The organism is Acidovorax sp. M14 (genome assembly GCF_049331375.1).
Lineage (GTDB): Bacteria > Pseudomonadota > Gammaproteobacteria > Burkholderiales > Burkholderiaceae_C > Acidovorax.
Genome location: NZ_CP186263.1, coordinates 1171036 through 1194185, shown reverse-complemented (window position 1 = coordinate 1194185; position 23150 = coordinate 1171036). Strand labels below are relative to the sequence as shown.

General features: G+C 66.4%; 18 protein-coding genes. 9 read left to right on the top strand and 9 right to left on the bottom strand.

What is annotated here, in order from left to right:
* Positions 1-18: 18 nt before the first annotated feature.
* Entirely contained in the window at positions 19-1593 is a 1575-nt protein-coding gene (gene urtB / locus ACOYR4_RS05620) for an urea ABC transporter permease subunit UrtB (RefSeq protein WP_422848899.1), read from the bottom strand.
* Between the two features lie 93 nt (positions 1594-1686).
* A complete protein-coding gene (gene urtA / locus ACOYR4_RS05615) occupies positions 1687-2949 on the bottom strand; it encodes an urea ABC transporter substrate-binding protein (protein ID WP_060984130.1) in 1263 nt (420 codons plus the stop codon).
* Positions 2950-3365: 416 nt separating this feature from the next.
* On the opposite strand from urtA, the gene ACOYR4_RS05610 reads away from it, so the two are divergent.
* The 3 genes from ACOYR4_RS05610 to ACOYR4_RS05600 all read left to right on the top strand — a co-directional run bounded on the left by ACOYR4_RS05610 (position 3366) and on the right by ACOYR4_RS05600 (position 7555).
* Positions 3366-4559 carry an MFS transporter gene (locus ACOYR4_RS05610; protein ID WP_422848898.1) on the top strand — a complete coding sequence of 398 codons (1194 nt, stop codon included), beginning with the start codon at positions 3366-3368 and terminating at the stop codon, positions 4557-4559.
* 243 nt (positions 4560-4802) lie between these two features.
* Entirely contained in the window at positions 4803-7073 is a 2271-nt protein-coding gene (locus ACOYR4_RS05605) for a molybdopterin cofactor-binding domain-containing protein (RefSeq protein ID WP_422848897.1), read from the top strand.
* Between the two features lie 20 nt (positions 7074-7093).
* Positions 7094-7555, top strand: a complete 462-nt coding sequence (locus tag ACOYR4_RS05600; protein WP_209817426.1) for a (2Fe-2S)-binding protein — start codon at positions 7094-7096, stop codon at positions 7553-7555.
* Here the strand turns inward: ACOYR4_RS05600 and ACOYR4_RS05595 are convergent.
* Both ACOYR4_RS05595 and ACOYR4_RS05590 read right to left on the bottom strand, forming a co-directional pair.
* Positions 7546-8601: a sensor domain-containing diguanylate cyclase gene (locus ACOYR4_RS05595; protein ID WP_422848896.1), complete on the bottom strand. Its 1056-nt coding sequence runs from the start codon at positions 8599-8601 to the stop codon at positions 7546-7548. The two genes, ACOYR4_RS05600 and ACOYR4_RS05595, sit on opposite strands and share 10 nt — an antisense overlap.
* Positions 8602-8658: 57 nt before the next feature.
* Positions 8659-9843 (bottom strand): DUF917 family protein, encoded by a 1185-nt coding sequence (locus tag ACOYR4_RS05590; protein ID WP_422848895.1) that lies wholly within the window; start codon positions 9841-9843, stop codon positions 8659-8661.
* Positions 9844-10009: 166 nt separating this feature from the next.
* Between ACOYR4_RS05590 and ACOYR4_RS05585 the strand changes: the two genes are divergently transcribed.
* Together ACOYR4_RS05585 and ACOYR4_RS05580 are read left to right on the top strand one after the other, a co-directional pair.
* On the top strand, positions 10010-10696 hold the full coding sequence (locus ACOYR4_RS05585; RefSeq protein ID WP_056062049.1) for a DUF3334 family protein: 687 nt from the start codon (positions 10010-10012) through the stop codon (positions 10694-10696).
* Positions 10697-10903: 207 nt separating this feature from the next.
* Positions 10904-11230, top strand: a complete 327-nt coding sequence (locus ACOYR4_RS05580) for a plasmid stabilization protein (RefSeq protein ID WP_422848894.1) — start codon at positions 10904-10906, stop codon at positions 11228-11230.
* A 25-nt stretch (positions 11231-11255) separates the two neighbouring features.
* Here ACOYR4_RS05580 and mgtA read toward each other — a convergent pair whose 3' ends face one another.
* From mgtA to ACOYR4_RS05555, 5 genes are all read right to left on the bottom strand, one after another.
* Positions 11256-13982, bottom strand: coding sequence for a magnesium-translocating P-type ATPase (gene mgtA, locus ACOYR4_RS05575; RefSeq protein ID WP_422848893.1), 2727 nt, complete (start codon positions 13980-13982; stop codon positions 11256-11258).
* Positions 13983-14271: 289 nt separating this feature from the next.
* Positions 14272-14412, bottom strand: a complete 141-nt coding sequence (locus ACOYR4_RS05570) for a hypothetical protein (RefSeq protein WP_422848892.1) — start codon at positions 14410-14412, stop codon at positions 14272-14274.
* Positions 14413-14433: 21 nt separating this feature from the next.
* The gene (locus ACOYR4_RS05565; protein ID WP_422848891.1) at positions 14434-14679 is read right to left on the bottom strand and encodes a hypothetical protein; all 246 of its coding nucleotides are present in this window, start codon (positions 14677-14679) and stop codon (positions 14434-14436) included.
* 430 nt (positions 14680-15109) lie between these two features.
* Positions 15110-16180, bottom strand: a complete 1071-nt coding sequence (locus tag ACOYR4_RS05560) for a response regulator (protein ID WP_422848890.1) — start codon at positions 16178-16180, stop codon at positions 15110-15112.
* Entirely contained in the window at positions 16180-19794 is a 3615-nt protein-coding gene (locus tag ACOYR4_RS05555; protein WP_422848889.1) for an ATP-binding protein, read from the bottom strand. Before ACOYR4_RS05555 ends, ACOYR4_RS05560 begins: the two co-directional genes overlap by 1 nt.
* A gap of 225 nt (positions 19795-20019) precedes the next feature.
* Between ACOYR4_RS05555 and ACOYR4_RS05550 the strand changes: the two genes are divergently transcribed.
* The 4 genes from ACOYR4_RS05550 (at position 20020) to ureC (ending at position 23150) form a co-directional block, all read left to right on the top strand.
* Complete coding sequence (locus ACOYR4_RS05550) at positions 20020-20322, top strand: urease subunit gamma (protein WP_015012806.1); 303 nt, start codon at positions 20020-20022, stop codon at positions 20320-20322.
* A gap of 46 nt (positions 20323-20368) precedes the next feature.
* Positions 20369-20983 (top strand): HupE/UreJ family protein, encoded by a 615-nt coding sequence (locus tag ACOYR4_RS05545; RefSeq protein ID WP_422848888.1) that lies wholly within the window; start codon positions 20369-20371, stop codon positions 20981-20983.
* 22 nt (positions 20984-21005) lie between these two features.
* The gene (locus ACOYR4_RS05540) at positions 21006-21311 is read left to right on the top strand and encodes an urease subunit beta (protein WP_015012804.1); all 306 of its coding nucleotides are present in this window, start codon (positions 21006-21008) and stop codon (positions 21309-21311) included.
* A gap of 93 nt (positions 21312-21404) precedes the next feature.
* Complete coding sequence (gene ureC, locus ACOYR4_RS05535) at positions 21405-23150, top strand: urease subunit alpha (protein WP_422848887.1); 1746 nt, start codon at positions 21405-21407, stop codon at positions 23148-23150.

Here is a 23150-nt window from a genome sequence, read left to right as displayed (position 1 = left end):
TCTTTCGTCTCTGGTGCTTCAGTCGGCCGTACGCCCTTTGACCGCGAAGATGCCTTGGGGCCGCTTCTGGATGAAGATGATGATGAACACCAGCACCGCAATCTTGGCCAGCACTGCGCCCGCCCAGCCTTCAAGGAACTTGTTGAGGATGCCCAGGCCCAGCGCGGCATACACCGTGCCCGCCAGCTGGCCCACGCCGCCCAGCACCACCACCATGAAGGCATCGACGATGTAGCTCTGGCCCAGGTCCGGCCCGACATTGCCCACCTGGCTCAGCGCGCAACCAGCCAGGCCTGCGATGCCGGAGCCCAGCGCAAAGGCCATGGTGTCGATGCGTGCGGTGTTCACGCCCATGCAAGAGGCAATGGGGCGGTTTTGCGTCACGCCTCGCACGAACAGCCCCAGGCGCGTGCGGCCAATCAGGTAGCCCATGCCCAGCAGCACGGCGATGGCAAAACCGATGATGACAAGGCGGTTGTAGGGCAGCGTGAGGTTGGAGAGCACCTGCACACCACCGCTCATCCACGCGGGGTTTTCCACGCCCACGTTCTGCGCGCCAAACAGGCTGCGCACCAGCTGCATCAGCACCAGGCTGATGCCCCAGGTGGCCAGCAGTGTCTCCAGCGGGCGGCCGTACAGAAAGCGCAGCACGCCACGCTCCAGCACAGCACCCACGAGGGCCGATGTGAGAAAGGCCAGCGGCACCGCAGCCACCAGATACCAGTCGAAAGCGCTTGGAAAGAACTTCTGGAACACGCCCTGCACCACGTAGGTGGCGTAGGCGCCGATCATCATCAGCTCGCCGTGGGCCATGTTAATCACGCCCATCAGGCCGTAGGTGATGGCCAGGCCCAAGGCCACCAGCAGCAGGATGGAGCCCAGGCTGATGCCCGAAAACGCAGCGCCCAGGCGCTCGCCCCAGGCCAGTTGGTCGTCCAGGGTGCGCAGCGCGGCCTGCAGGGCAGCCTTGACCTTGGCGTCTTCCTCCACCGCCACGCGCTCGTTCAGCAGCAGGCGCGTGTCGGGTGTGGCGCTGGCCGACAGGGCCTGCGCGGCAGCGATGCGCTGCGATGCATCGTCGCTGCCGAGCAAGGTGGCAGCGCGCGCCAGCTGCAGTTGGGCCTTGATCTTGTCGCTGGTTTCCTGGGCCAGGGCTTTATCGAGCAGCGGCAGGCGGCCTGCGTCAGGCTCTTTGGTCAGTGCCTTGGCGGCGGCCATGCGCTGGGCTTCGTCCTTGCCAAACAGCGCCAGGCCCGCCAGGGCCGTGTCGATCTCGCCGCGCATGCGGTTGTTGTTGATGATGTCTTCGGCATCGGCAGGCAGTGGCACCTCGGCGCCGGTGACGGGGTCGATGCCCTTGTCGTCCCGCACGATCAGGGCCTTGCCACCGGCCACCTTCACCGCATCATCGGCCAGTGCCTGCAAAAAGGCAGCGGTGCGCTCGCTGGGGTCGACCACGGCCTGCTGCACGGCGGCCACGCGGTCGTCGGTGTCGCCAGCGGCCATGGCCAGGGCCTGCTCGGCAGTGAGTGCGTAGGCGCTACCAGCCATCAACAGCAGGCTGGCCCACAAGGCCAGTAAACATCGCAACATAGAAGCATCCAATGGGCCCGCAGGGTTTGCGGGCAGATCACACAAAGAAAAAGGAGGGCACGCGCCCTCCTTTCTTGGGCACTGCGAGAGTGCTTACTTCTTCTCGGGCTCGTCCTTCTTCTTGTCGTTGCCTTCGATGTAAGGCGACCATGGCTTGGCCTTCACGGGGCCGGGGGTCTTCCACACCACGTTGAACTGGCCGTCGGCCTTGATCTCACCGATGAACACGCTCTTGTGCAGGTGGTGGTTCTTCTCGTCCATCTTGCTCACGATGCCGCTTGGTGCCTTGAAGGTCTGGCCGGCCATGGCGGCGATCACCTTGTCCACATCGGTGCTCTTGGCCTTTTCAACCGCTTGCTTCCACATGTTGATGCCGATGTAGGTGGCTTCCATCGGGTCGTTGGTGAGCGGCTTGTCCTTGTGGCCGGCAATGCCCTTGGCCTTGGCGTAGTCGCTCCACTTCTTGATGAAGGCGGTGTTCTCTGGGCTCTTGATGGACTGGAAGTAGTTCCAGGCGGCCAGGTGGCCCACCAGCGGCTTGGTGTCCACGCCGCGCAGTTCTTCTTCACCCACCGAGAAGGCCACCACCGGCACATCCTTGGCCTTCAGGCCCGCGTTGCCCAGTTCCTTGTAGAAGGGCACGTTGGAGTCGCCATTGATGGTGGAGACCACGGCCGTCTTGCCGCCCTGGCTGAACTTCTTGATGTCGGCCACGATGGTCTGGTAGTCAGAGTGGCCGAAGGGGGTGTACTTTTCATCGATGTCCGAATCCTTCACGCCCTTGCTCTTGAGGTAGGCGCGCAGGATCTTGTTGGTGGTGCGGGGGTACACATAGTCGGTGCCCAGCAGCACCCAGCGCTTGGCACCGCCGCCGTCCTTGCTCATCAGGTAGTCCACCGCAGGGATGGCCTGCTGGTTGGGCGCGGCGCCGGTGTAGAACACGTTCTTGGACAGTTCTTCACCTTCGTACTGCACGGGGTAGAACAACAGGCCGTTCATTTCTTCCACGACAGGCAGCACCGACTTGCGCGACACGCTGGTCCAGCAGCCGAAGATGACCGAGACCTTGTCCTGGCCCAGCAGCTGCTTGGTCTTTTCGGCAAACAGCGGCCAGTTGGAGGCGGGGTCCACCACCACGGGTTCGAGCTTCTTGCCCAGCACGCCGCCCTTGGCATTGATCTCGTCGATCGCCATGAGCACGGTGTCTTTCAGCACGGTCTCAGAGATGGCCATGGTGCCCGACAGGCTGTGCAGGATGCCGACCTTGATCGTGTCCTGGGCGTGGGCTGGCAGCGCAGACAGGCCAGCGAGCGTAGCGACGGCCGCGAGGGCCTTGAGGGAATAACGACGTTGCATGTGTGCTTCTCCGGTGGTGGTTTCAATCAGGGAATCAATCAAACCGCTTCGCCCGGCGGGCCCCGGTGTGGAGCCGCATTCGATCGGGCGATGGAATGGATTCTGGAGAGCGGGGCCCGTTGGCGAAATACGCCGGGTGGCGTACACGCACCGCTGCGGCACCGCGCCCCCCGGGGCCGTTGCGCGGCCTCTCACGGCCCGCGGTAAGTGCAACAGGTCAACCGGAGACGGCGCTGCATTCACTATCAAAAAGATAGCTTTTAGCGCATATATCACCAGCGCCATCGGCCTATTTCATCCAAAAACCTTGACCAGCGAAGGTTGGGGAGTCTTCGTAAAATCTGCGGGTTTTCCCTAATCTTCGCGCGCCAGGCCTCCATGGGCCCGGTTGCCGCACTTCTGCCCCGCTGCGCTCCATGAACCTCCCTTTGCTGGCCCTGGCCATTGCCGCTTTTGGCATTGGCACCACCGAATTCGCGATCCTGGGGCTGCTGCCCGAAGTGGCGGGTGACCTGTCCGTCTCCATCCCCGCCGCCGGCATGCTGGTGTCGGCCTACGCCCTGGGCGTGGCCGTGGGTGGGCCGCTGCTGGCGGTGGCCACCGCGCGCTGGCCGCGCAAGACCACGCTGACCTGGCTGATGGTGCTGTTCATCATCGGCAATGTGGGCTGCGCGTTGGCGCCCAGTTATGCGTGGCTGATGGTGGCGCGTGTGGTCACCTCGTTCTGCCACGCGGCGTTTTTTGGCATTGGTGCCGTGGTGGCGGCCAGCGTGGTGGCGCCGCACAAGCGCGCCCAGGCCATGGCGCTGATGTTCACCGGGCTCACGCTGGCCAACGTGCTGGGCGTGCCGCTGGGCACGTTGTTGGGCCAGCACCTGGGCTGGCGCTCCACCTTCTGGGCAGTGGTGGCGATTGGGGTGCTGGCCGTGGCGGCCGTGGTGCGCTGGGTGCCGCACCTGCGCCACCAGAGCAGCGGCAGCGCGCTGGGCGAGTTCCGCGTGCTGCGCATCCGCCAGGTGTGGCTGGCGCTGGCGGTGAGCGTGCTGGCCTCCACCAGCATGTTCACGCTGTTCACCTACATCACGCCCATCCTGCGCGACGTGACCGGCGTATCGCCCCAGAACGTGAGCGGCGTGCTGCTGCTGTGCGGCGTGGGCCTGACCATTGGCAACCTGCTGGGCGGCCGCCTGGCGGACTGGAAGCTGCTGCCCTCACTGATGGGCATCTTCGCCGTGCTGGCGGGGGTGCTGGCGGCGTTTTCGTTCACCAGCGCGTGGCTGTGGCCCGCCATCCTCACCGTGGTGGTGTGGGGCATGGTGTCGTTCGCAGCGGGTACGCCGCTGCAGGCGCGCGTGGTGTCGCAGGCGGGCGACGCACCCAGCCTTGCGTCCACGCTCAACATCGGTGCATTCAACCTGGGCAATGCCATCGGGGCCTGGCTGGGGGGCGCGGTCATCACGGCCGGATGGTCGCTGCAGGCCATTCCGCTGGTGGCGGCTGCTGTCACGCTGAGTGCGCTGGCGCTCACGGCGTACATCGCCTGGCTGGACCGGCAGCCCGCTGCCCAAGCGCCCGAAGCGCCCGTGCTCGCCGACTGCAAGGCGGTCTGACGGCCCGGCCCTGCAGCGGCTCGCAGCCCACTGGCCCCAGACCACAGGCACCGCACCGCCCTGCCCGGCGTACCCGGCAGGGCTTTTTTTCGCCTTCGCCCGTATCGGCCTGCGCCCCATCCGCCTGCCGCGCTGCGTCGCGTAGCCGACATGGGCGTACAGCGTCCACCCGCGCACGGCGATAGGATGGCAGCCCAACGGCTGGACGCACCCGCAGGTCCTCCGCAACGGCAAGGACAACCCATGGTGAAACGACGCACAGTGCTCCTCGGCGGCGCCGCAACGGCGGGCGCGCTGGTCATCGGCTGGGGCGTGGTGCCCCCGCGCCAGCGGCTGCACACCGCTCAGCCCCTGCCTCAGGCCACGGGCCAGGTGGCACTCAATGGCTGGCTCAAGGTAGCGGCCGACAACACGGTGACGGTGATGATGGCCAAGTCCGAAATGGGCCAGGGCGCGCACACCGGCCTGGCCGCCATCCTGGCCGAGGAGCTGGATGCCGACTGGGCCCAGGTGCGGCTGGAGATGGCGCCCATCGACGACATCTACAACAACCTGGCCACGGTGGTGGACGGCCTGCCGTTCCACCCCGACAACGACGGCTCCATCAAGGCCGTGGCAGGCTGGCTGACGGCCAAAACCATGCGCGAGGTGGGCGTGATGATGACGGGTGGCTCCAGCAGCATCAAGGACCTGTGGCGCCCCATGCGCGAGGCCGGTGCGCACGCCCGCGCCATGCTCATCAATGCAGCCGCCGTGCAGTGGAAGGTGCAGGCCGCCGAATGCAAGGCCAACGCCGGCGTGGTGGAACATGCAGCAGGCCAGCGCGCCACGTTTGGCGAGCTGGCAGCACTGGCGGCGCAGCAGCCGCCACCGGGCAAGGTCACGCTCAAGGAGCCCGCTGAATTCAAGCTGATCGGCAAACCGCTCACCCGCATCGAGGCGCCCTCCAAGCTCGACGGCAGTGCGGTGTTTGGCATCGACGCCCACCCGCCCGGCCTGCTGCACGCCAGCGTGGTGATGTGCCCCACGCGGGGCGGCAAGGTGGCCCAGTTCGATGGCGCAGCCGCGCAAAAGATGCCTGGGGTGAAGCAGGTGCTGGCCGTCGCGCCGTACCACGGCGGCACCGGCGGCGTGGCTGTGATTGCCGACACGCCCTGGCATGCCAAGAAGGCCGCCGCCGCGGTCACCGTGCAGTGGGACCACGGCCCCGCCGCCACGCTGTCGAGCGCCGCCGTCATGACCCAGCTGACCCAGGCGCTGGACCAGGCCCAGGGCTTTGGCTACCACAGCGTGGGCGATGTGGACAAGGCCCTGCAAGGCGCAGCGACCACCCTCACGGCCGACTACCGCGCGCCTTACCTGGCCCACGCCACCATGGAACCCATCAACTGCACCGTGCAGTTCAAGGACGGCGCGGCCAGCGTGTGGACATCCACCCAGGTGCCGGGCCTGGCGCGCATGGCGGCCGCCAAGGCCCTGGGCATCGACGAAGACAAGGTGACCGTGCACCAGCTGCTGCTGGGCGGCGGCTTTGGCCGGCGGCTGGAGGTGGACTACGTGGCCCAGGCCGCCGCCATTGCCAAGACTGCGGGCGGTGCGCCGGTGCAGACGCTGTGGTCCCGCGAGCAGGACATGCAGCACGACTTCTACCGCCCCGCCTGCGTGGCGCGGTTCAAGGCCGGGCTGGACGCACAGGGCCAGCTGGTGGCCTGGCACAACGTGTCGGCCGGTCAGGCCATCGTGCCGCAGGTGCTGGCCCGCACCTTTGGCCTGCCGGGCGCGGGGCCGGACAAGACCACGTCCGAAGGCGCGTTCGACCAGCCCTACGAGTGGCCCCACGCACGCATTGCCCACGAGATCATCGACCTGCCGCTGCCCGTGGGCTTCTGGCGCTCGGTGGGGCATTCGCACCAGGCGTTCTTCAAAGAGAGTTTTGTGGACGAAGCAGCCCACGCCGCCAAGAAGGACCCGGTGACCTTCCGCGCCGCGCTGCTGCAAAAACACCCGCGCCACCTGAAGGTCCTGCAAAAGGCGGCCGAGCTGGCGGGCTGGGGCCAGCCCTTGCCGCCCGATGCGTCGGGCGTGCAACGGGCGCGCGGCGTGGCGCTGCACCAGTCGTTCGGCTCCATCGTGGCGCAGGTGGCCGAGGTGTCGGTGGGTGCCGACAAGGCCATCCGCGTGCACCGCGTGGTGTGCGTGATCGACTGCGGCGCGGCCATCAACCCCAACCTCATTGCCCAGCAGATGGAAAGCGCCGTGGTCTATGGCCTCACGGCGGCGCTGTGGGGCGAAGTGACCATCAAAGACGGCCAGGTGCAGCAGAGCAACCTGCACGACTACCCCCTGCTGCGCATGTCCGACTGCCCCCGCGTGGAGACCCACATCATGGCCAGCGCCGAGCCCCCCGAGGGCGTGGGTGAGCCCGGCGTGCCGCCCATCGCCCCCGCCGTGGCCAATGCCTTGTTTGCCCTGACCGGCCAGCGCCTGCGCGCGCTGCCGCTCAAGCTCAGCTGACCCGACGCACCGGAGCCCCCATGACCACGACCCTGAACCTCAACGGCCAATCCGTCGCCGTCAACGCCGAACCCGACACGCCCCTGCTGTGGGTGCTGCGCGGCGAGCTGCAGATGAACGGCACCAAGTTTGGCTGCGGCATGGCGCTGTGTGGCGCCTGCACGGTGCACCTGAACGGCGAGCCGGTGCGCGCATGCATCACGCCCCTGTCGGCCGTGGGCAGCGCCCAGGTCACCACCATCGAAGGCCTGCAGGGCCCCGAAGCCACTGCACTGCGCACCGCATGGACCGCGGTGGATGTGGCGCAGTGCGGCTACTGCCAGAGCGGGCAGCTGATGTCTGCCTGCGCGCTATTGAAGAAAACCCCGCAGCCCACCGATGCCGACATCGACGCCGCCATGTCGGGCAATGCCTGCCGCTGCGGCACCTACCCGCGCATCCGGGCGGCGATCCACCAGGCTGCGCGCGGGCCTCAGGGCTGATAGCCCCCCCCTCCCAGGTCGAGCGGAACCTGCTCGACCACGCCCCCTTCAGCAGGTGGCATGTCGGCGCAGTACACGGCATTGCGCCCTGTACCCTTGGCTTGGTAGAGGGCCTGGTCGGCGCGGTTGACGAGCTCTTCAAAACTCATGCCCGAGCCCTGGTGCAGCGTGGCCACGCCAATGCTCACGGTGACAGCCACCTCCTGCCCCTCGTCGCCCACGCACACCAGCAGGGTCTCGACCTCGCGGCGCAGGGACTCCGCCACCTGCAATGCGCTGGGGCCATCAGTCTCGGGCAGCACGATGACGAACTCCTCGCCCCCAAACCGCGCAACGATGTCCACACCGCTGCGCTTGCGCGCCGCGCACACCTGGGCCACGGCGCAGATCACACGGTCGCCGGCCAGGTGGCCGTACATGTCGTTGACGGACTTGAACAGGTCGATGTCCGCCACCAACAAGGACATCGGGTGGCCGAAGCGTTCGGTGCGTTTGGCCTCCTTGGCGCCCAGCTCCATGAGCGTGCGGCGATTGGACAGGCCCGTGAGCGAGTCGTTGGCGGCCAGCCGCTCCAGCGTGGCGTTGAGCTGCTGCAGCAGACGGTTCTGCTCGGTGAGCTGCTGGTTGATCTGGGCGATTTCGGTCTCGCGGCACTTGCGGTCGTGGATGTTGAACGTGACGCCGATCAAGCGCTTGCCAGGGGTCTCGCTGTGGCCGTCCATGATGCGGCCGTAGTTGGCAAACCAGATCCACTCACCGCTCTTGGAGCGCAGCCTGAACTCGCACCGGTATTGGGGCGTGACGCCCGTCAGGTGGTCGGCCACGGCCCGGCGCACGGTGTCGATGTCGTCGGGGTGGAACAGACCATAGATGTCCTGCACGCCCGAGACGATTTCGTCTTCGGTGAACCCCAGCTCTTCAAACGTCTTGGTCGCCTTGCGCGTGACGTGGCCGGTGATGAGGTCGTTCTCCCACAGGTCGAGCCCGGCGGCCTCCAGGGCCAGCTCCAGCCGCTCCTTGTTCAGGTCCGCCTCACCCATGGCCATGACCACCTTTTTTCACAGCGTTCCGTTTCTCTCGTGCGTCGGCGCGGGCTTCAGGAATCAGGCGGGGGGCATGCCGCCCGCGTAACCGATATTGCGCAGCAGCGCCGCAAAGGAGGCCACCACACCGGGGGTGTTGTAGAGCTGGGGCGCCGTCTGCACCGCAATCACGCTCACCTGGTTGCCGGTGCTGCGGCCCGTTTTGGCATCGAAATACTGGGCCAGGTCGTCGCTGGCGTTGGAGAACCCGCGCCCTGTGCTCTCGGAGTAGTAGCAGATCGAGTCGGGCGCGATGATGTCGGGCGTGGTGCTCGCCGCCGAATACATGATCAGGTTCTCGTTGAGGTTGTAGAGGTAATGCGTCTCGGTGCTCTGGGCCGGGTCTGGCGCATTGTCCAGCCGGATGATGCCCGAGTCCAGCGACGCGCTGGAGGTGGACTGGGTGACCGAGGTCATGAAAAAGTTGGTGACCACGGCGCGCACCGCACGGCCGGTGAGGTTCTGGATGCCCGCCGCCACGGCCTGGGTGCTGAGTGGCGTGACCGCCTGCAAGAGCTGCAGGCCCAGCTGCCGGGCCTGCTCCAGCGTGCCCGGGATGTAGCTGCCCGACAACGCGAACTGGTTGCCCGCATTGGAGGGCCACATCGCAATGCCCGAGTACCCGCCAAAACCGCCCACTACCCCGCCCGCCAGCGACTCGATGCCCGACGCCGTGGCAGAGCCCAGCACCGCATACTCCGCCGCCACGAGCGTGGACGCATCGCTGGCCAGCACGGCAGGGCTGGGCGCGGGCCCGGTGGGGGCGGTGAAGGTGGTCTGGGGCAGCTCGGGCACCGCGCGGCCCGCGCCGTCGCCATTGACCACCCAGATGCTGCCGCCCGACATGGCCGCGCCGATCAGCGGCACCAGCGAATTGATGGGCCCGATCTCCACCGGGATGAAGGCGCCCGGCTGCATGCCGGTGTACGCCTGCATCACGGCCACGGTGTTACTGATGGAGTTCTGCACCGCCGTGAGGGTGAGGTTGTCGGCCGCGTCGGGCGAGCCCATGATGGCCAGCACACAGGCGTTGGTGGCGCCGTCGTAGTCCTGCACCTGCACCGTGCCGGAGTAACCCTGGTCCGCCAGTTGCTGCACGATGGCGCAGGCATCGTGGTAACTGCCGCCGCCGCCACTGGCCAGCACGGCTGCCCCGGTGGCGATGGCCTGGAAGTCGGTCAGGCCATAGAAATAGACATTGCCCATCGGGCCCCCTCTCTTATTTGGATGAAAAGCACGATATCCGAGCCCCGTCGAAAGTCAATGACCGGGATACCACGGGGGGATCGGCACCACGGCAGGGCCTGCACTCTGGTTTACGGCGGCATCATCGCCTATGCTGTGCACCAAGTTGTTTTCCGCTACCCCCACCATGAGCACCCCCGAAAAATCCCCCGTTTACGGCACCGAAGACCTTTTGATCAGCCTGTGCAACTCCGTCACCCGCGTACTGGGCGTGGCTACCCACAGCCAGATCCACTATTCCGGCATGGTGCAGCGCATCAGCAAGACCTGCCTGAAACCCGACATTGGCTGCTTTGTGCTGTTTGACGGCGGCTTCTCGGGGCTGGTGATCATCAATTTCTCAGGCCAGGCGGCGATGGAGCTGTACGCCAACTACCTGCTGAACATGGGCATGTCCAAGGATGACCTGGTCAGTTCGTACACCTCCGACGAGGTCAGCAACGTGATGGGCGAGCTGATGAACCAGGTGGTGGGCGACTTCACCGGCAAGGTGCGGCGCGAGCTGCAGACCCACATTACGCAGAACCAGCCCAAGATGCTGGTGCTGAACAAGCAGGTGCAGCTGTCGGTGGACGCCAACCTCGACAAGCCCGAGGCGCGGCGCGTGACCTTCTACACCAGCAACAACAACATCTTCTACCTCGAACTCGCCATCGACCGCACCGAGTTCATCAAGCTCTACGACTTTGAAGCGCAGGAGGCGCCCGACCCGGACGCACTGATGGCCCAGTCGCAGGAGGCGCCGCCCGTCCCCGCCCCACCGCCCGCCGGCCAGGACGACACGGATGCGCTACTCAAGTCCCTGGGCATGTAGCAACACTACAAAAAAGATAGCTGCCAACGCATGAAACACTAGCGCTTGCAGCCAATTTGGCTCAAAAGGAGCGCCCAGAGTGGCTGCGGCGTCCCTCTGGGCGGCTCAGCGGGCCTGTCCTACACCCGCCGTCACGATGCACTGACCGCTCTGCCAGGTCACGGGTCTAAGCTGAAAAGCCCACCTGTTGATCGGAAAGGAGCCCCCATGCCACGTGCCGCCTGGAGCGCCAAACGCGAGCGCCAGTACGAACACATCAAGGACAGCCTGCTGGAGCGCGGAGAGAGCGAAAGCACCGCCGAAGAGATCGCCGCGCGCACCGTGAACAAGGAGCGCGCGCAACACGGCGAAGCCCGCACGGCCAACCCCCAAACCCTGAAAGCCACGCCGGCCCCTGTGCGCGGCGGCAAAAACTCGCACCGCGGCCCGCAAGGCCGCACGCGCGAGCAGCTTTACGAAGACGCCAAGCGCGCAAACATCCGGGGCCGGTCCCGGATGAACAAGCAGCAGCTGGAGCAGGCCCTGGCGCGATGAACGGGGCGCGGCTCTCGCGCCACCCCTACTGCCAGCCGTAGCGCCGCACGTACCAGCGCTTCATCACCGTCGTCAGCAGCACGTAGCCCGCCAGAATGCCCCCCAGCCACGGAAAGTAAGCCAGCGGCAGCGCCTGCAGCTTGAAGTGACCGGCCAGCGGCCCCATGGGGATGAAGATGCCCACCGCCATGATGAGCACCGTGGCCGTGAGCAGCGGCACCGACGCCACGCTTTGCACAAACGGCAGCTTGGGTGTGCGGATCATTTGCACGATCAGCGTCTGCGTGAGCAGCCCCACCACAAACCAGCCCGACTGGAACAGGGTCTGCGCGCCCTCGTTGTTGGCACCGAACACATGCCACATAACCGCAAACGTGGTGATGTCGAACACCGAGCTGATGGGCCCGAAGAACACCATGAAGCGGCCGATGTCGCTGGGGTTCCACTTCAACGGGTTGCGGATGAGCTCCTCGTCCACGTTGTCAAACGGGATGGCGATCTGCGACAGGTCGTACAGCAGGTTCTGCACCAGCAGGTGCAGCGGCAGCATGGGCAAGAAGGGCAGGAAGGCGCTGGCCACCAGCACCGAGAACACGTTGCCGAAGTTGGAGCTGGCCGTCATGCGGATGTACTTGAGCATGTTGCTGAAGGTCTTGCGGCCCTCCATCACGCCCTCTTCCAGCACCATCAGGCTTTTCTCCAGCAAGATGATGTCGGCCGCCTCCTTGGCGATGTCCACCGCGCTATCCACGCTGATGCCGATGTCGGCCGCACGTAGCGCGGGCGCGTCATTGATGCCGTCGCCCATGAAGCCCACCACGTGGCCGCCCGCCCGCAGCGCGCGCACCAGCCGTTCCTTGTGCAGCGGCGAGAGCTTGGCAAACACGTTGTGGGTGTCGGCCGCACGCGCCAGCGCGGCGTCGTCCATGGCGTCCACGTCCTTCCCCAGCAGCACACCCTGCACGGCCAGGCCCACCTCGCGGCAGACCTTGAGCGTCACCAGTTCGTTGTCACCGGTCAGCACCTTCACGGCCACGCCGTGCGCGGCCAGCGCCTTGAGCGCAGGGGCAGTGGATTCCTTCGGTGGATCCAGAAACGCCACGTAGCCAATCAGCGTGAGGCCTAATTCATCGGCCACGCTGTACACCGTCTGGTGGGGCGGCGTCTCCTTCATGGCCACGGCCACCACGCGCAGGCCCTCGTTGTTCAGGCCGCGCGTCACCTCCAGCACCCGTGCGCGCAGGGTGGCGTCCAGCGGCAGGTCTTGCACGCCGGTGTCTTCCACCACACGCACCTGGGTGCACACGTCCAGCATCTCTTCCACCGCGCCCTTGCAGATCAGCTCGTGGTGGTCGTTGCGCTCGCTGACGATGACCGACATGCGCCGGCGCACAAAGTCGAACGGCACCTCATCGACCTTGCGGTAGTCCTGCGCCAGGCGCAGGTCGGTCTGCAGCTCCACATGCTCCAGCACGGCGTGGTCCAGCAGGTTCTTCAGCCCGCTCTGGTAGTGGCTGTTGAGGTAGGCAAAGGCCAGCACCTCGTCGCTGTTGTGACCAAACACGTCGGTGTGGCGCTCCAGAAAGATCTTGTCCTGCGTGAGCGTGCCGGTCTTGTCGGTGCACAGCACGTCCATGGCGCCAAAGTTCTGGATCGCGTCCAGCCGCTTGACCACCACCTTCTTGCGCGACAGCAGCACGGCCCCCTTGGCCAGTGTGCTGGTCACGATCATGGGCAGCATCTCGGGCGTGAGGCCCACGGCCACCGACAGCGCAAACAAAAAGGCCTCCAGCCAGTCGCCCTTGGTAAAACCGTTGACCACCAGCACGATCGGCACCATGACCAGCGCAAAGCGGATCAGCAGCCAGCTCACGCTGTTGACGCCTGCCTGAAACGCCGTGGGCGTGCGGTCGGTGGCTGTGACGCGCGTGGCCAGCGTGCCAAAGTACGTGTGGTTGCCCGTGGCCACCACCAGCGCGGTGGCAGAGCCTGACACCACGTTGGTGCCCATGAACAGCAGGTTGGTCGCGTCGAGCGCGCTGGTGCCGGGCTGGCTGCGCTCGGCAAATTTTTCGACCGGCAGCGATTCGCCCGTCATGGCCGACTGGCTCACGAACAGGTCCTTGGCTGTGAGCACGCGGCAGTCCGACGGAATCATGTCGCCCGCCGACAGTACGATGTGGTCGCCCGGCACCAGCTGGTGGATGGGCAGCTCGCACGGTGTGGCTGCGCCACCCAAGTCGCTGCGGCGCAGCACTGTGGCGGTGTTACTGACCAGCGACTTGAGGCGCTCGGCCGCGCGGTTGGAGCGGCCCTCCTGCACAAACCGAAGCAGCGTGGAGAGCACCACCATGGCCAGGATCACGATGGTGGCCTCGTGGTCTTCGGTGAGGTACGAGATCAGTGCCAGCACCGTGAGCAGCACGTTGAACGGGTTTTTGTAGCAGTGCCACAGGTGCAACCAGGCGGGCAGCGGCTTTTCGTGCTCCACCTCGTTGGGGCCGTGCTGGGCCAGGGCGGCAGCGGCCTGGGCGTCGCTCAGGCCTGCAGGGTCGGACTGCAGGCGCTCGATCAGTGCGGGCAGCTCATCGCTGGCGGCGCGCTGCAGTTCGCGGCTGAGCAGGTCGGGCGACGTGGCGGGGGTGGGCGCGCGGCCCAGCGTGAGCGTGTCCAGAATCAGCCGCCGCGCGAAGTGGCGGGTGACGTGGCGGGTGTGCAAAAAGCGGTCGAACAGGTGGTGCAGGAAGCTCATAGCGGTCTCCCTAGCAGCCAACGCTGACGGTATTGCGCGTCACGGGCTGTGGTGCCGTGTGCACAGAAATGTGGATGAAACGGAACATGGTGAGTCACTCCTTCTGGCCCGCAACGGCCAGAGGATGCGGCTCACGCGGTCACGCAAGCCATCGCCTCCGGCCCAGGGCCCGGTATGCAAAGTTCAAGGGGAATGTGGTGTGGGGTGGCGCTTCAGAGCGCCAGCGCGGGTCTGGATCCATGGGGCCTCCTGGGGGATGGTTGGGGTACAGGGCCGGTCGTGGCCGGGTTCAGAGGCTGAGGGTTTTTTGCCCGAGCCCGAAAGGTGCGTCAAAACGCCGCTGGTCGAGGCGCAAAGCACAGCCATAGCGCGGGCTATGGCGCGCATTTGCAACGATGGGCAGCGGTGTTTTGGCGTGCAAGGCGGGCATGGGCAAAAGACTCTCAGCCTCTCAGGACTGCCGCGCGCGGCGGTGCGATGCGCGCGCTGGCGGCTGGCTGTGCAGGTAGCAGCGAATGCGGTGCGTGGGCCACAGGGTGGCGCCATCCATGTCGGCCACGGTTTGCAGGCTGTCAGCCGCCGCACGGGCCGGGCCTTGTGCGCCAGGGGGCAGCTGTGCCCCCGCTTCAGCGCTGGCAGCGCCAGGCGCCACCGCACGCTGAAAAAGGCTGGGCAGATCTACAACAAAAAAACGCATGGCCGTCGTCCTTGGCAGGCAGGACGGAGCACACAGACGCAAACGAGTGCCAAGTGGCGCCGTCACGGCACGCGGGCAACGCCCCAGGGAAAGGGGGCATGGCCTGTGCGGACGGCACAGATGCAACGAAACGGCAAGACGGAAGAGCCACCCACACCACCACGGCCAAAAAGGCCAAAGCTGCCCCAATGGGCACACAGGTACAACAGGGGCTGGGAGGGACGAGGCCGGGGCTTGCACGAGGCAACCCACGGCCCGGGAGCGGGCGTCAGGAGGCCTGGCAGGCAGCAGCCGTCACGGCTTGCTGGGTTTCACTGCAACAACTGGCACTTTCCACGCTGGGGCTCCGGAAATGAAGGTGCGCGATTATTGCGCTGCAACATTGGTTGGTCAACGTGTTTTTTGGGCATCCTCGGCGATGAAGTCGCGGTCAGCCCTCAAACTGGGGATGCAGCTGCCGGATACGGTTCATGGCCATGGCGGCCGCTGCGGTGCGGGTTTCCACGCCCAGCTTGGCAAACACGCGTTCCAGGTGCTTTTTGACCGTGGCGGGGCTGGCCCCCAGGATGTCGCCGATGTCGCGGTTGATCTTGCCCTTGACCACCCAGTACAGCACCTCGGCCTCGCGCGCTGTGAGCTTGAAGGACAGACTCATGGATTCGATGATCTTCGCGTCGGACACCTCGCGCATCACGATGAGCCAGTCGCCACCGCCTGCGCTGTCGCCCGCCTGCTGGTGCAAGCGAAAGGTGAGGCGGCGTGCGCCCTGCTCCACCGCCAGGCGCGGCGGCTCGGCCAGCGAAGCCTCCAGCAGCTCGGCCGCGTTGTCGGCCAATACATGGCGGCGCAGCCAGGCCTGCACGGGCTCGGGTGCCCACTGGCCAAACGGGGTGGGCATACCATCGGGGCCGACCTCGCCAAAGTAGCTTTGCAGCAGCTCGCGCGCCAGCGGGGTCTGCCACACGATGCGCCCGTCCGATGCGCGCACGGTGATGCTGGCGTAGCCAAACGCATCGAGCGCGTTGCGCGCCTCGCGCGCCTGGCGCGCGTCCTGCCGGGCCTTGCGGGCTGCGCCCAGGTGCACGCCCATGCGGGCCATCACCTCGCGCGGCTTGATGGGCTTGGTCACGTAGTCCACGCCGCCCGCCTCCAGCGCGGCGACCAGGTGCTCGGTCTCGGTGAGGCCTGTCATGAAGATGATGGGGATGTGCGCCGTGGCAGGTGATGCCTTGAGGCGCCGGGCGACTTCAAAGCCGTCCATGCCCGGCATCATGGCGTCGAGCAACACAATGTCGGGCAGGGCCTGGGCCGCACGCTGCAGCGCCGCCTCGCCGTGCATGGCCACCAGCACGGTGTATCCCGATTCATCCAGCGCGTCGTGCAGTACGGCCAGGTTGTCGGGCACGTCGTCCACGATCAGCACCACGTCGCTGTCGCTGCGGTCCAGCGCGCTGGCGGGTGCTGTGGGCGGGGGAGAGGGAAAGGGGTTGGCAGTGGTCATCACGAAGGTGCCTGCTCGAGGATCTGACCCATGGCATCGAACTGGAATTGCTTGGCCAGTTGCCGCATGGTGCCGACAAAAGCGCTGTGCGCGGGCTGGCTGCGTTCAATGTCGTCCAGCGTGTTGAGAATGCCCCGGTAGTAGCCCAAGGACACCGCCTGCGCCAGAGCCAGCAGCGCAGCGGCATCGGGGTATGTGAGGGGTGCGGGCGCCGCAGACGCCACGGCGGGTTCAGCACCCGCGGGCGCTGTAGTGGCCTCGTCGTATTGCCACTGCAGGCCCAGGCGGCGCTCCAGCCAGTCCAGCAGCTCGCTGTGGCGCACGGGTTTGACGATGAAGTCTTCGGGGCGGATGTCCACGTCGTTGTCGAGCGCCTTGTCGAAAGCATTGGCGGAAACAATTGCACATTGCACATTGGGCAGGTGCATCTGCCGCACGCGCCGCAGCGTTTCCCAGCCATCGATCCCTGGCATGGCCAGGTCCATGAATATCACGTGCGGACGGTAGCCGGTGGCCAGCAGGTCCAGCGCGTCGTGGCCGCTGGCGGCCTGGCGCAGTTCAAAGCCCAGAGGCTCCAGCAGCTGCACCAGCAGCTCCCGGTCGGGCTCTTCGTTGTCCACCACCAGAATGCGGCGGCGCTCGCCCGCATAGCCCTTGCGCTGGCGCTGACCATGGGCAGCCAGTGCCGCCGGCGCGGCGGCCTTGCCCAGCGCATCGCCATGCACCTCGGGCAAGAACAGCTTGACATGGAATACCGAGCCCACGCCCGGGGTGCTGCTCACCGTCAGCTCACCGCCCATGAGCGCAGTGAGCATCTTGGCGATGGTCAGGCCCAGCCCTGCACCCGGCGCGGCAGCGGTGCTACCACCGCCCGATCCGCCGCGCGCAAAGGGCTCGAAGATGCGCTCGATCTCCTCGGCCGTGAGTCCCGGGCCCGTGTCCTGCACCTCGATACGGGCCATTTCGCGCGCGTAGCGCACGCGCAGGGTGACGGTGCCCTGCGCCGTGAACTTGACGGCATTGCCCAGCAGGTTGATGAGGATCTGGCGCAGCCGCTTGTCGTCCGCGCGCACCACCTCCGGAATCACCCCTTGCACGTCGAACGTGAACGCCAGGCCCTTGGCGGCGGCCTGCAGCTCGAACAGGCTGGCCATCTCGTGCAGACCGTCGGCAAAGCGCATGGGCGCTACATCCAGCGTGAGCTTGCCCGACTCGATGCGCGCGATGTCCAGCGTGCCCTCGATGAGCGACAACAAATGTTCACCCCCGCGCCGGATCACGTGCACTGCCTGCTTGCGGTGCGGCGGCACGCCCGCGTCTTCGCCCATGAGCTGCGCGTAGCCCAGGATGGAGTTGAGCGGCGTGCGGATCTCGTGGCTGATGGCGCTGATGTAGCGGCTCTTGGCCTGGTTGGCCTGGTCGGCCCGCAAGCGGGCTTCCTCAGCCTGTTGCTGGGCGGCCTCGGCCACGCTGCGCGCGGTCTGCAACGCTTCGTCGGTCTGGCGGTGCAGCTCGATCTCGCGCACCAGCAGGCCCGTCTGGCGGTTGGATTCTTCCTGCGCCACCTGGCGGCTCTTGTGCGCCAGCACCAGCCACCACGCCACGATGCCCGAGATGACCAGCAGCGCCAGATAGGCCTTGAGCAGACCCGAGCGCAGCGCCACTTCGGGCGCCGCCATCACCTCGGTGTCGGTGGCGGCCTGGGCAATGGTGTTGAGCTCCTGGTGGTACAGCAGCCCCATCACCGACGCCAGCAGCGGCGCAATCACCAGCATCAGCAGCAGGAAGTGGCCCAGGCCCGTGTCCAGATAGCGCCAGATGGCACGCGGCAGCACCCAGCGCAATGCCGCCGACCACTGCACCGCCATGCTCGCATGGGGCTTGCACAGGTCGCCGCAGCGCGCATCGAGCGTGCAGCACAGCGAGCAGATGGCGCCCCGGTAGGCGGGGCACTGGGCCATGTCGGGCGCTTCGTATTCGCGTTCGCAGATCACGCAACGCTGCACGGTGAAGCGCTGGTAGCTGCCCATGTCGGAAGCCCGCGCGCCGGGCACAGGTCCCACCACAGGCACAGCCACCGGCTCGCTCTGCCGTGCGATGTAGTACTTGCCGTGCGTGGCCCAGGCGATCAACGGCGCCGTCACAAAGGCCACGGCCATCGCAATGACGGCCGAGAACGCCTGCGGCAGCGGGCCGAACAACCCCAGGTGCGCACTGATGGACAGCACCGACGCCAGCGCCATCGATCCCACGCCCACCGGGTTGATGTCGTACAGGTGCGCACGCTTGAACTCGATGCCCTTGGGCGACAGGCCCAGCGGCTTGTTGATGACGAGGTCCGCCACCACCGACATGATCCAGGCGATGGCGATGTTGGAGTACAGCCCCAGCACCTCGCCCATGGCGCGGAACACGTTCATCTCCATCAGCATGAAGGCGATCAGCGTGTTGAACACCACCCACACCACACGCCCCGGGTGGCTGTGCGTGAGGCGCGAGAAGAAGTTGGACCACGCGAGCGACCCCGCATAGGCGTTGGTCACATTGATCTTCATCTGTGAGACGACCACAAACAGCGCCGTCGCGGCCACCGCCCACCCATAGTGCGGGAAGACGTATTCGTAGGCCACCAGGTACATCTGGTTCGGATCCACCGCGCGCTCGGCGGGCACCATGTGCGTGAGCGCCAGCCAGGCCAGCAGCGCGCCGCCCAGCATCTTGAGCACGCCCAGCACCACCCAGCCCGGCCCACCCACCAGCACCCCCAGCCACCAGCGGCCACGCGTGGTGGCGGTGCGGGCGGGCATGAAGCGCAGGTAGTCGGCCTGCTCCCCCATCTGGGTAATGAGCGCAATGCCCACGGTGAGCGCCGCACCAAACAAGGGCAGCTGGAACGTAGCACCCCGCGCCAATTCACCACCGTAGTGCACAACCCCAGAAAACGCACCAGGATCGCGCACCAGCACGTACACAAACGGCACCACCAGCATCAACAGCCACAGCGGCTGCGTCCACACCTGCAGGCGGCTGATGGCCGACACGCCGTGCGTGACCAGCGGAATCACCACAATGGCGCAGATCAGGTACCCCCAGGTGGGCGGAATGTCGAGCGCCAGCTCCAGCGCATAGGCCATCACGGCGGCTTCGAGCGCGAAGAAGATGAAAGTGAAGCTCGCGTAGATCAGCGAGGTGAGCGTGGAGCCGATGTAGCCAAAGCCTGCGCCGCGCGTGAGCAGGTCCATGTCCACCCCGTAGCGCGCCGCATACACGCTGATGGGCAGGCCTGCCAGAAAGATGATGAGCCCCGTGGCCACGATGGCCCAGAAGGCGTTGATGAAGCCGTACTGCACCAGCAGCGTGGCGCCCACGGCTTCAAGGATCAGGAAGGATGCCGCGCCGAAGGCCGTGTTGGCCACCCGCCATTCGGACCACTTGCGAAATCGCTGGGGCGTGTAGCGCAGCGCGTAGTCCTCCATGGTCTCGGTGGCCACCCAGCTGTTGTAGTCGCGCCGGACCTTGACCACCTGCTGCGGCGCCTGCGCGTCGGCATCCGGCCCCGATGCGGGGGGCGGGGCCGCGTCGGGCGGGGCAAAGGGGGTGTTGAAGGGAGGCATGGGCAAAGGGCGGCGACAGCCCCTGCAAGTGCAGTTTCCATGCCACGGGTTGCCTTTGTATGCGGTGCACCTTCGCCCTCTGGCGTATGGCGGGCACGGGGCTTGCTGCCTATGATGAATCCACTGCCCTTCGAACCACATGGCCATCGATGACGATTGCCCCGTGTGTCCGGCCTGAACAACCCGCTACACGAGCCCACCTCTCCTTACATTGAGCAGAACGACATGGAACTGACCCCTCGTGAGAAAGACAAGCTACTGATCTTCACCGCCGCCCTGCTGGCCGAGCGCCGCAAGGCTCGGGGGCTGAAGCTCAACTACCCCGAGGCGGTGGCCCTGATCAGCGCCGCCGTGATGGAAGGCGCGCGCGACGGCAAGACTGTGGCCCAGCTCATGAGCGAAGGCCGCACCGTGCTGACCCGCGCCGATGTGATGGAAGGCATCCCCGAGATGATTCCGGACATCCAGGTCGAGGCCACGTTCCCCGACGGCACCAAGCTGGTCACCGTGCACCAGCCGATCGTCTGAACCCCCTTCTACTTTCTATTCCCCCTCTTCTCTCTGTGGAGCCCCCATGCGCATCGCCCTCTCACACCGCCACACAGCCGCTCTTCTTTTCATAGCTGCCAGCGCAATTGGTACTAGCGCTAGCGCCCATACCGGCGCTGAGTCGCACATCCACAACAGTTTTCTGAGCGGCTTTGCCCACCCCCTGTTCGGTCTGGACCACCTGGCCGCCATGGTGGCCGTGGGCCTGTGGAGCGCCCTGGCCGCCCGCAACGCCGGGCGCGACCTGCTGTGGGGCCCCGTGGGCTTTGCGGCCATGCTGCTGGTGGGCGCCGTGCTTGGCCTGCAGGGTGTGGCGCTGCCAGCGGTGGAGCCCATGATTGCCGCGTCGCTGCTGGTCACCGGCCTGCTGGTCGTGTCGCGCCTGCGCGTGCCCGGGCTGGTGGCGGCGCTGGGTGTGGGCGTGTTTGCCGTCTTCCACGGCGTGGCCCATGGCTATGAGCTGGCAGGCAGCGACAGCGCCTGGTTGACCCTGGCAGGCATGCTCACGGCTACCGTGCTGCTGCACAGCGCAGGCCTGGCCGCTGGCTGGGCACTGCGCCACCGCCATGTGTGGCTGGCCCGCGCTGCAGGTGCTGGCGTGGCTGCGTTCGGTGGCGCGCTGCTGGCGCAGATGGCCTGAGCATTCCCTGCAAGGAGCTTTCATGATCCCCGGCGAACTTCTCACCGAACCCGGTGAACACCTGCTCAACACCGGCCGCCGCACCCTGACGCTGGTGGTGCGCAACACCGGCGACCGGCCCATCCAGGTCGGCTCGCACTACCACTTTGCCGAGACCAACAACGCCCTGGGCTTCGACAGGGCGGCCGCGCGCGGCATGCGGCTGAACATTGCCTCCGGCACCGCCGTGCGCTTTGAGCCCGGCCAGGAGCGCACTGTGGAGCTGGTGGACTACGCGGGCGAGCGCCGCGTGTTCGGCTTTCAGGGCCTGACGCAGGGCGCGCTGTAGCAATTTCAAGCCAAATTGGCAGATAGCGCAGGTATTTATTGCCCAAGCAGCTATCAAAAATAGAGTAAACCGTTCTCACGGAGCACCCCACCCATGGCAACCATTGGACGACGCGCCTACGCCGAGATGTTCGGCCCCACCGTTGGCGACCGCGTTCGGCTGGCCGACACCGAACTCCTCCTCGAAGTCGAGGCCGACTACACCCTGCGCGCGGGCAGCTACGGCGAAGAGGTGAAGTTTGGCGGCGGCAAGACCATCCGCGACGGCATGGCGCAAAGCCAGCGCAGCAATGCCCAGGGTGCGGTGGACACGGTGCTGACCAATGCGCTTGTTGTCGATCACACCGGCATCTTCAAGGCCGACATCGGCCTGCGCGCGGGCCGCATCGCCGCCATCGGCAAGGCGGGCAACCCCGACACGCAACCGGGTGTAGACATCATCATCGGCCCCGGCACCGAGGTCATCAGCTGCGAAGGCAACATCGTCACTGCAGGCGGCATCGACAGCCACATCCACTTCATCTGCCCGCAGCAGGTCGAAGAAGCCCTGGCCAGCGGTGTGACCACCATGCTGGGCGGCGGCACCGGCCCCGCCACCGGCACGCTGGCCACCACCTGCACGTCCGGCCCGTTCAACATGGAGCGCATGCTGCAGGCGGCCGACGCGTTCCCCATGAACCTGGGCTTCCTCGGCAAGGGCAACGCCAGCCTGCCCGATGCACTGCATGAGCAGATCAATGCGGGCGCCATTGGCCTCAAGCTGCACGAAGACTGGGGCACCACGCCCTCGGCCATCAGCAACTGCCTGGACGTGGCGGACGAGACCGACACGCAAGTCGCCATCCACAGCGATACGCTCAACGAATCGGGCTTTGTGGAGAACACCATCGCCGCCGTGGGCGGGCGCGGCATTTGCGCCTTCCACACCGAAGGCGCGGGCGGCGGGCACGCACCCGACATCCTGCGCGTGGTGGGCGAAGACAACTTCCTGCCCTCGTCCACCAACCCCACCATGCCCTACACCCAGAACACACTGGACGAGCATGTGGACATGCTCATGGTGTGCCACCACCTGGACGCCAGCATTGCCGAAGACCTGGCCTTTGCCGAAAGCCGCATCCGCAAAGAGACCATCGCCGCCGAAGACATCCTGCACGACCTGGGCGCGATCAGCATGATGAGCAGCGACAGCCAGGCCATGGGCCGCGTGGGCGAGGTCATCCTGCGCACCTGGCAGACGGCGCACAAGATGAAGGTGCAGCGCGGCTGGCTGGCCCCCACTGCAGGCCGCGATGAGCTGGCCGAAATCCTGCAGCGCAACGACAACTTCCGCATCAAGCGCTACGTGGCCAAGTACACCATCAACCCCGCCATTGCGCACGGCATTGCCCACGAGGTGGGCTCGCTGGAGGTGGGTAAGTGGGCCGACATCGTGATCTGGAAGCCCGCGTTCTTTGGCGTCAAACCTGCGCTCATCCTCAAGGGCGGGCTGATCGCCATGGCCGCCATGGGCGACCCCAATGCCTCCATCCCCACGCCCCAGCCCGTGCACTACCGGCCCATGTTCGGCGCGTTTGGCGGGGCCATTGCCAAGACCTCGCTCACCTTTGTGTCGCAGGCCGGGTTGAATGCAGGCGTTGGCGAACGCTTTGGTTTGCGCAAGCAGCTCAGCGCCGTGCGCAACATCCGTGGCGTGCGCAAGCAGCACATGGTGCACAACAGCTACACGCCCAAGATGGAGGTGGACGCGCAGACCTACACCGTGCGCGCCGACGGCCAGCTGCTCACCTGCGAGCCCGCCACCCTGCTGCCCATGGCGCAGCGCTACTTTTTGTTCTGA

Bases quoted from the DNA above. Each gene is read 5' to 3' on its own strand.
- urtB (WP_422848899.1), bottom strand. From the start codon at position 1,593: ATGTTGCGATGTTTACTGGCCTTGTGGGCCAGCCTGCTGTTGATGGCT.
- urtA (WP_060984130.1), bottom strand. From the start codon at position 2,949: ATGCAACGTCGTTATTCCCTCAAGGCCCTCGCGGCCGTCGCTACGCTC.
- ACOYR4_RS05610 (WP_422848898.1), top strand. From the start codon at position 3,366: ATGAACCTCCCTTTGCTGGCCCTGGCCATTGCCGCTTTTGGCATTGGC.
- ACOYR4_RS05605 (WP_422848897.1), top strand. From the start codon at position 4,803: ATGGTGAAACGACGCACAGTGCTCCTCGGCGGCGCCGCAACGGCGGGC.
- ACOYR4_RS05600 (WP_209817426.1), top strand. From the start codon at position 7,094: ATGACCACGACCCTGAACCTCAACGGCCAATCCGTCGCCGTCAACGCC.
- ACOYR4_RS05595 (WP_422848896.1), bottom strand. From the start codon at position 8,601: ATGGCCATGGGTGAGGCGGACCTGAACAAGGAGCGGCTGGAGCTGGCC.
- ACOYR4_RS05590 (WP_422848895.1), bottom strand. From the start codon at position 9,843: ATGGGCAATGTCTATTTCTATGGCCTGACCGACTTCCAGGCCATCGCC.
- ACOYR4_RS05585 (WP_056062049.1), top strand. From the start codon at position 10,010: ATGAGCACCCCCGAAAAATCCCCCGTTTACGGCACCGAAGACCTTTTG.
- ACOYR4_RS05580 (WP_422848894.1), top strand. From the start codon at position 10,904: ATGCCACGTGCCGCCTGGAGCGCCAAACGCGAGCGCCAGTACGAACAC.
- mgtA (WP_422848893.1), bottom strand. From the start codon at position 13,982: ATGAGCTTCCTGCACCACCTGTTCGACCGCTTTTTGCACACCCGCCAC.
- ACOYR4_RS05570 (WP_422848892.1), bottom strand. From the start codon at position 14,412: ATGCCCGCCTTGCACGCCAAAACACCGCTGCCCATCGTTGCAAATGCG.
- ACOYR4_RS05565 (WP_422848891.1), bottom strand. From the start codon at position 14,679: ATGCGTTTTTTTGTTGTAGATCTGCCCAGCCTTTTTCAGCGTGCGGTG.
- ACOYR4_RS05560 (WP_422848890.1), bottom strand. From the start codon at position 16,180: ATGACCACTGCCAACCCCTTTCCCTCTCCCCCGCCCACAGCACCCGCC.
- ACOYR4_RS05555 (WP_422848889.1), bottom strand. From the start codon at position 19,794: ATGCCTCCCTTCAACACCCCCTTTGCCCCGCCCGACGCGGCCCCGCCC.
- ACOYR4_RS05550 (WP_015012806.1), top strand. From the start codon at position 20,020: ATGGAACTGACCCCTCGTGAGAAAGACAAGCTACTGATCTTCACCGCC.
- ACOYR4_RS05545 (WP_422848888.1), top strand. From the start codon at position 20,369: ATGCGCATCGCCCTCTCACACCGCCACACAGCCGCTCTTCTTTTCATA.
- ACOYR4_RS05540 (WP_015012804.1), top strand. From the start codon at position 21,006: ATGATCCCCGGCGAACTTCTCACCGAACCCGGTGAACACCTGCTCAAC.
- ureC (WP_422848887.1), top strand. From the start codon at position 21,405: ATGGCAACCATTGGACGACGCGCCTACGCCGAGATGTTCGGCCCCACC.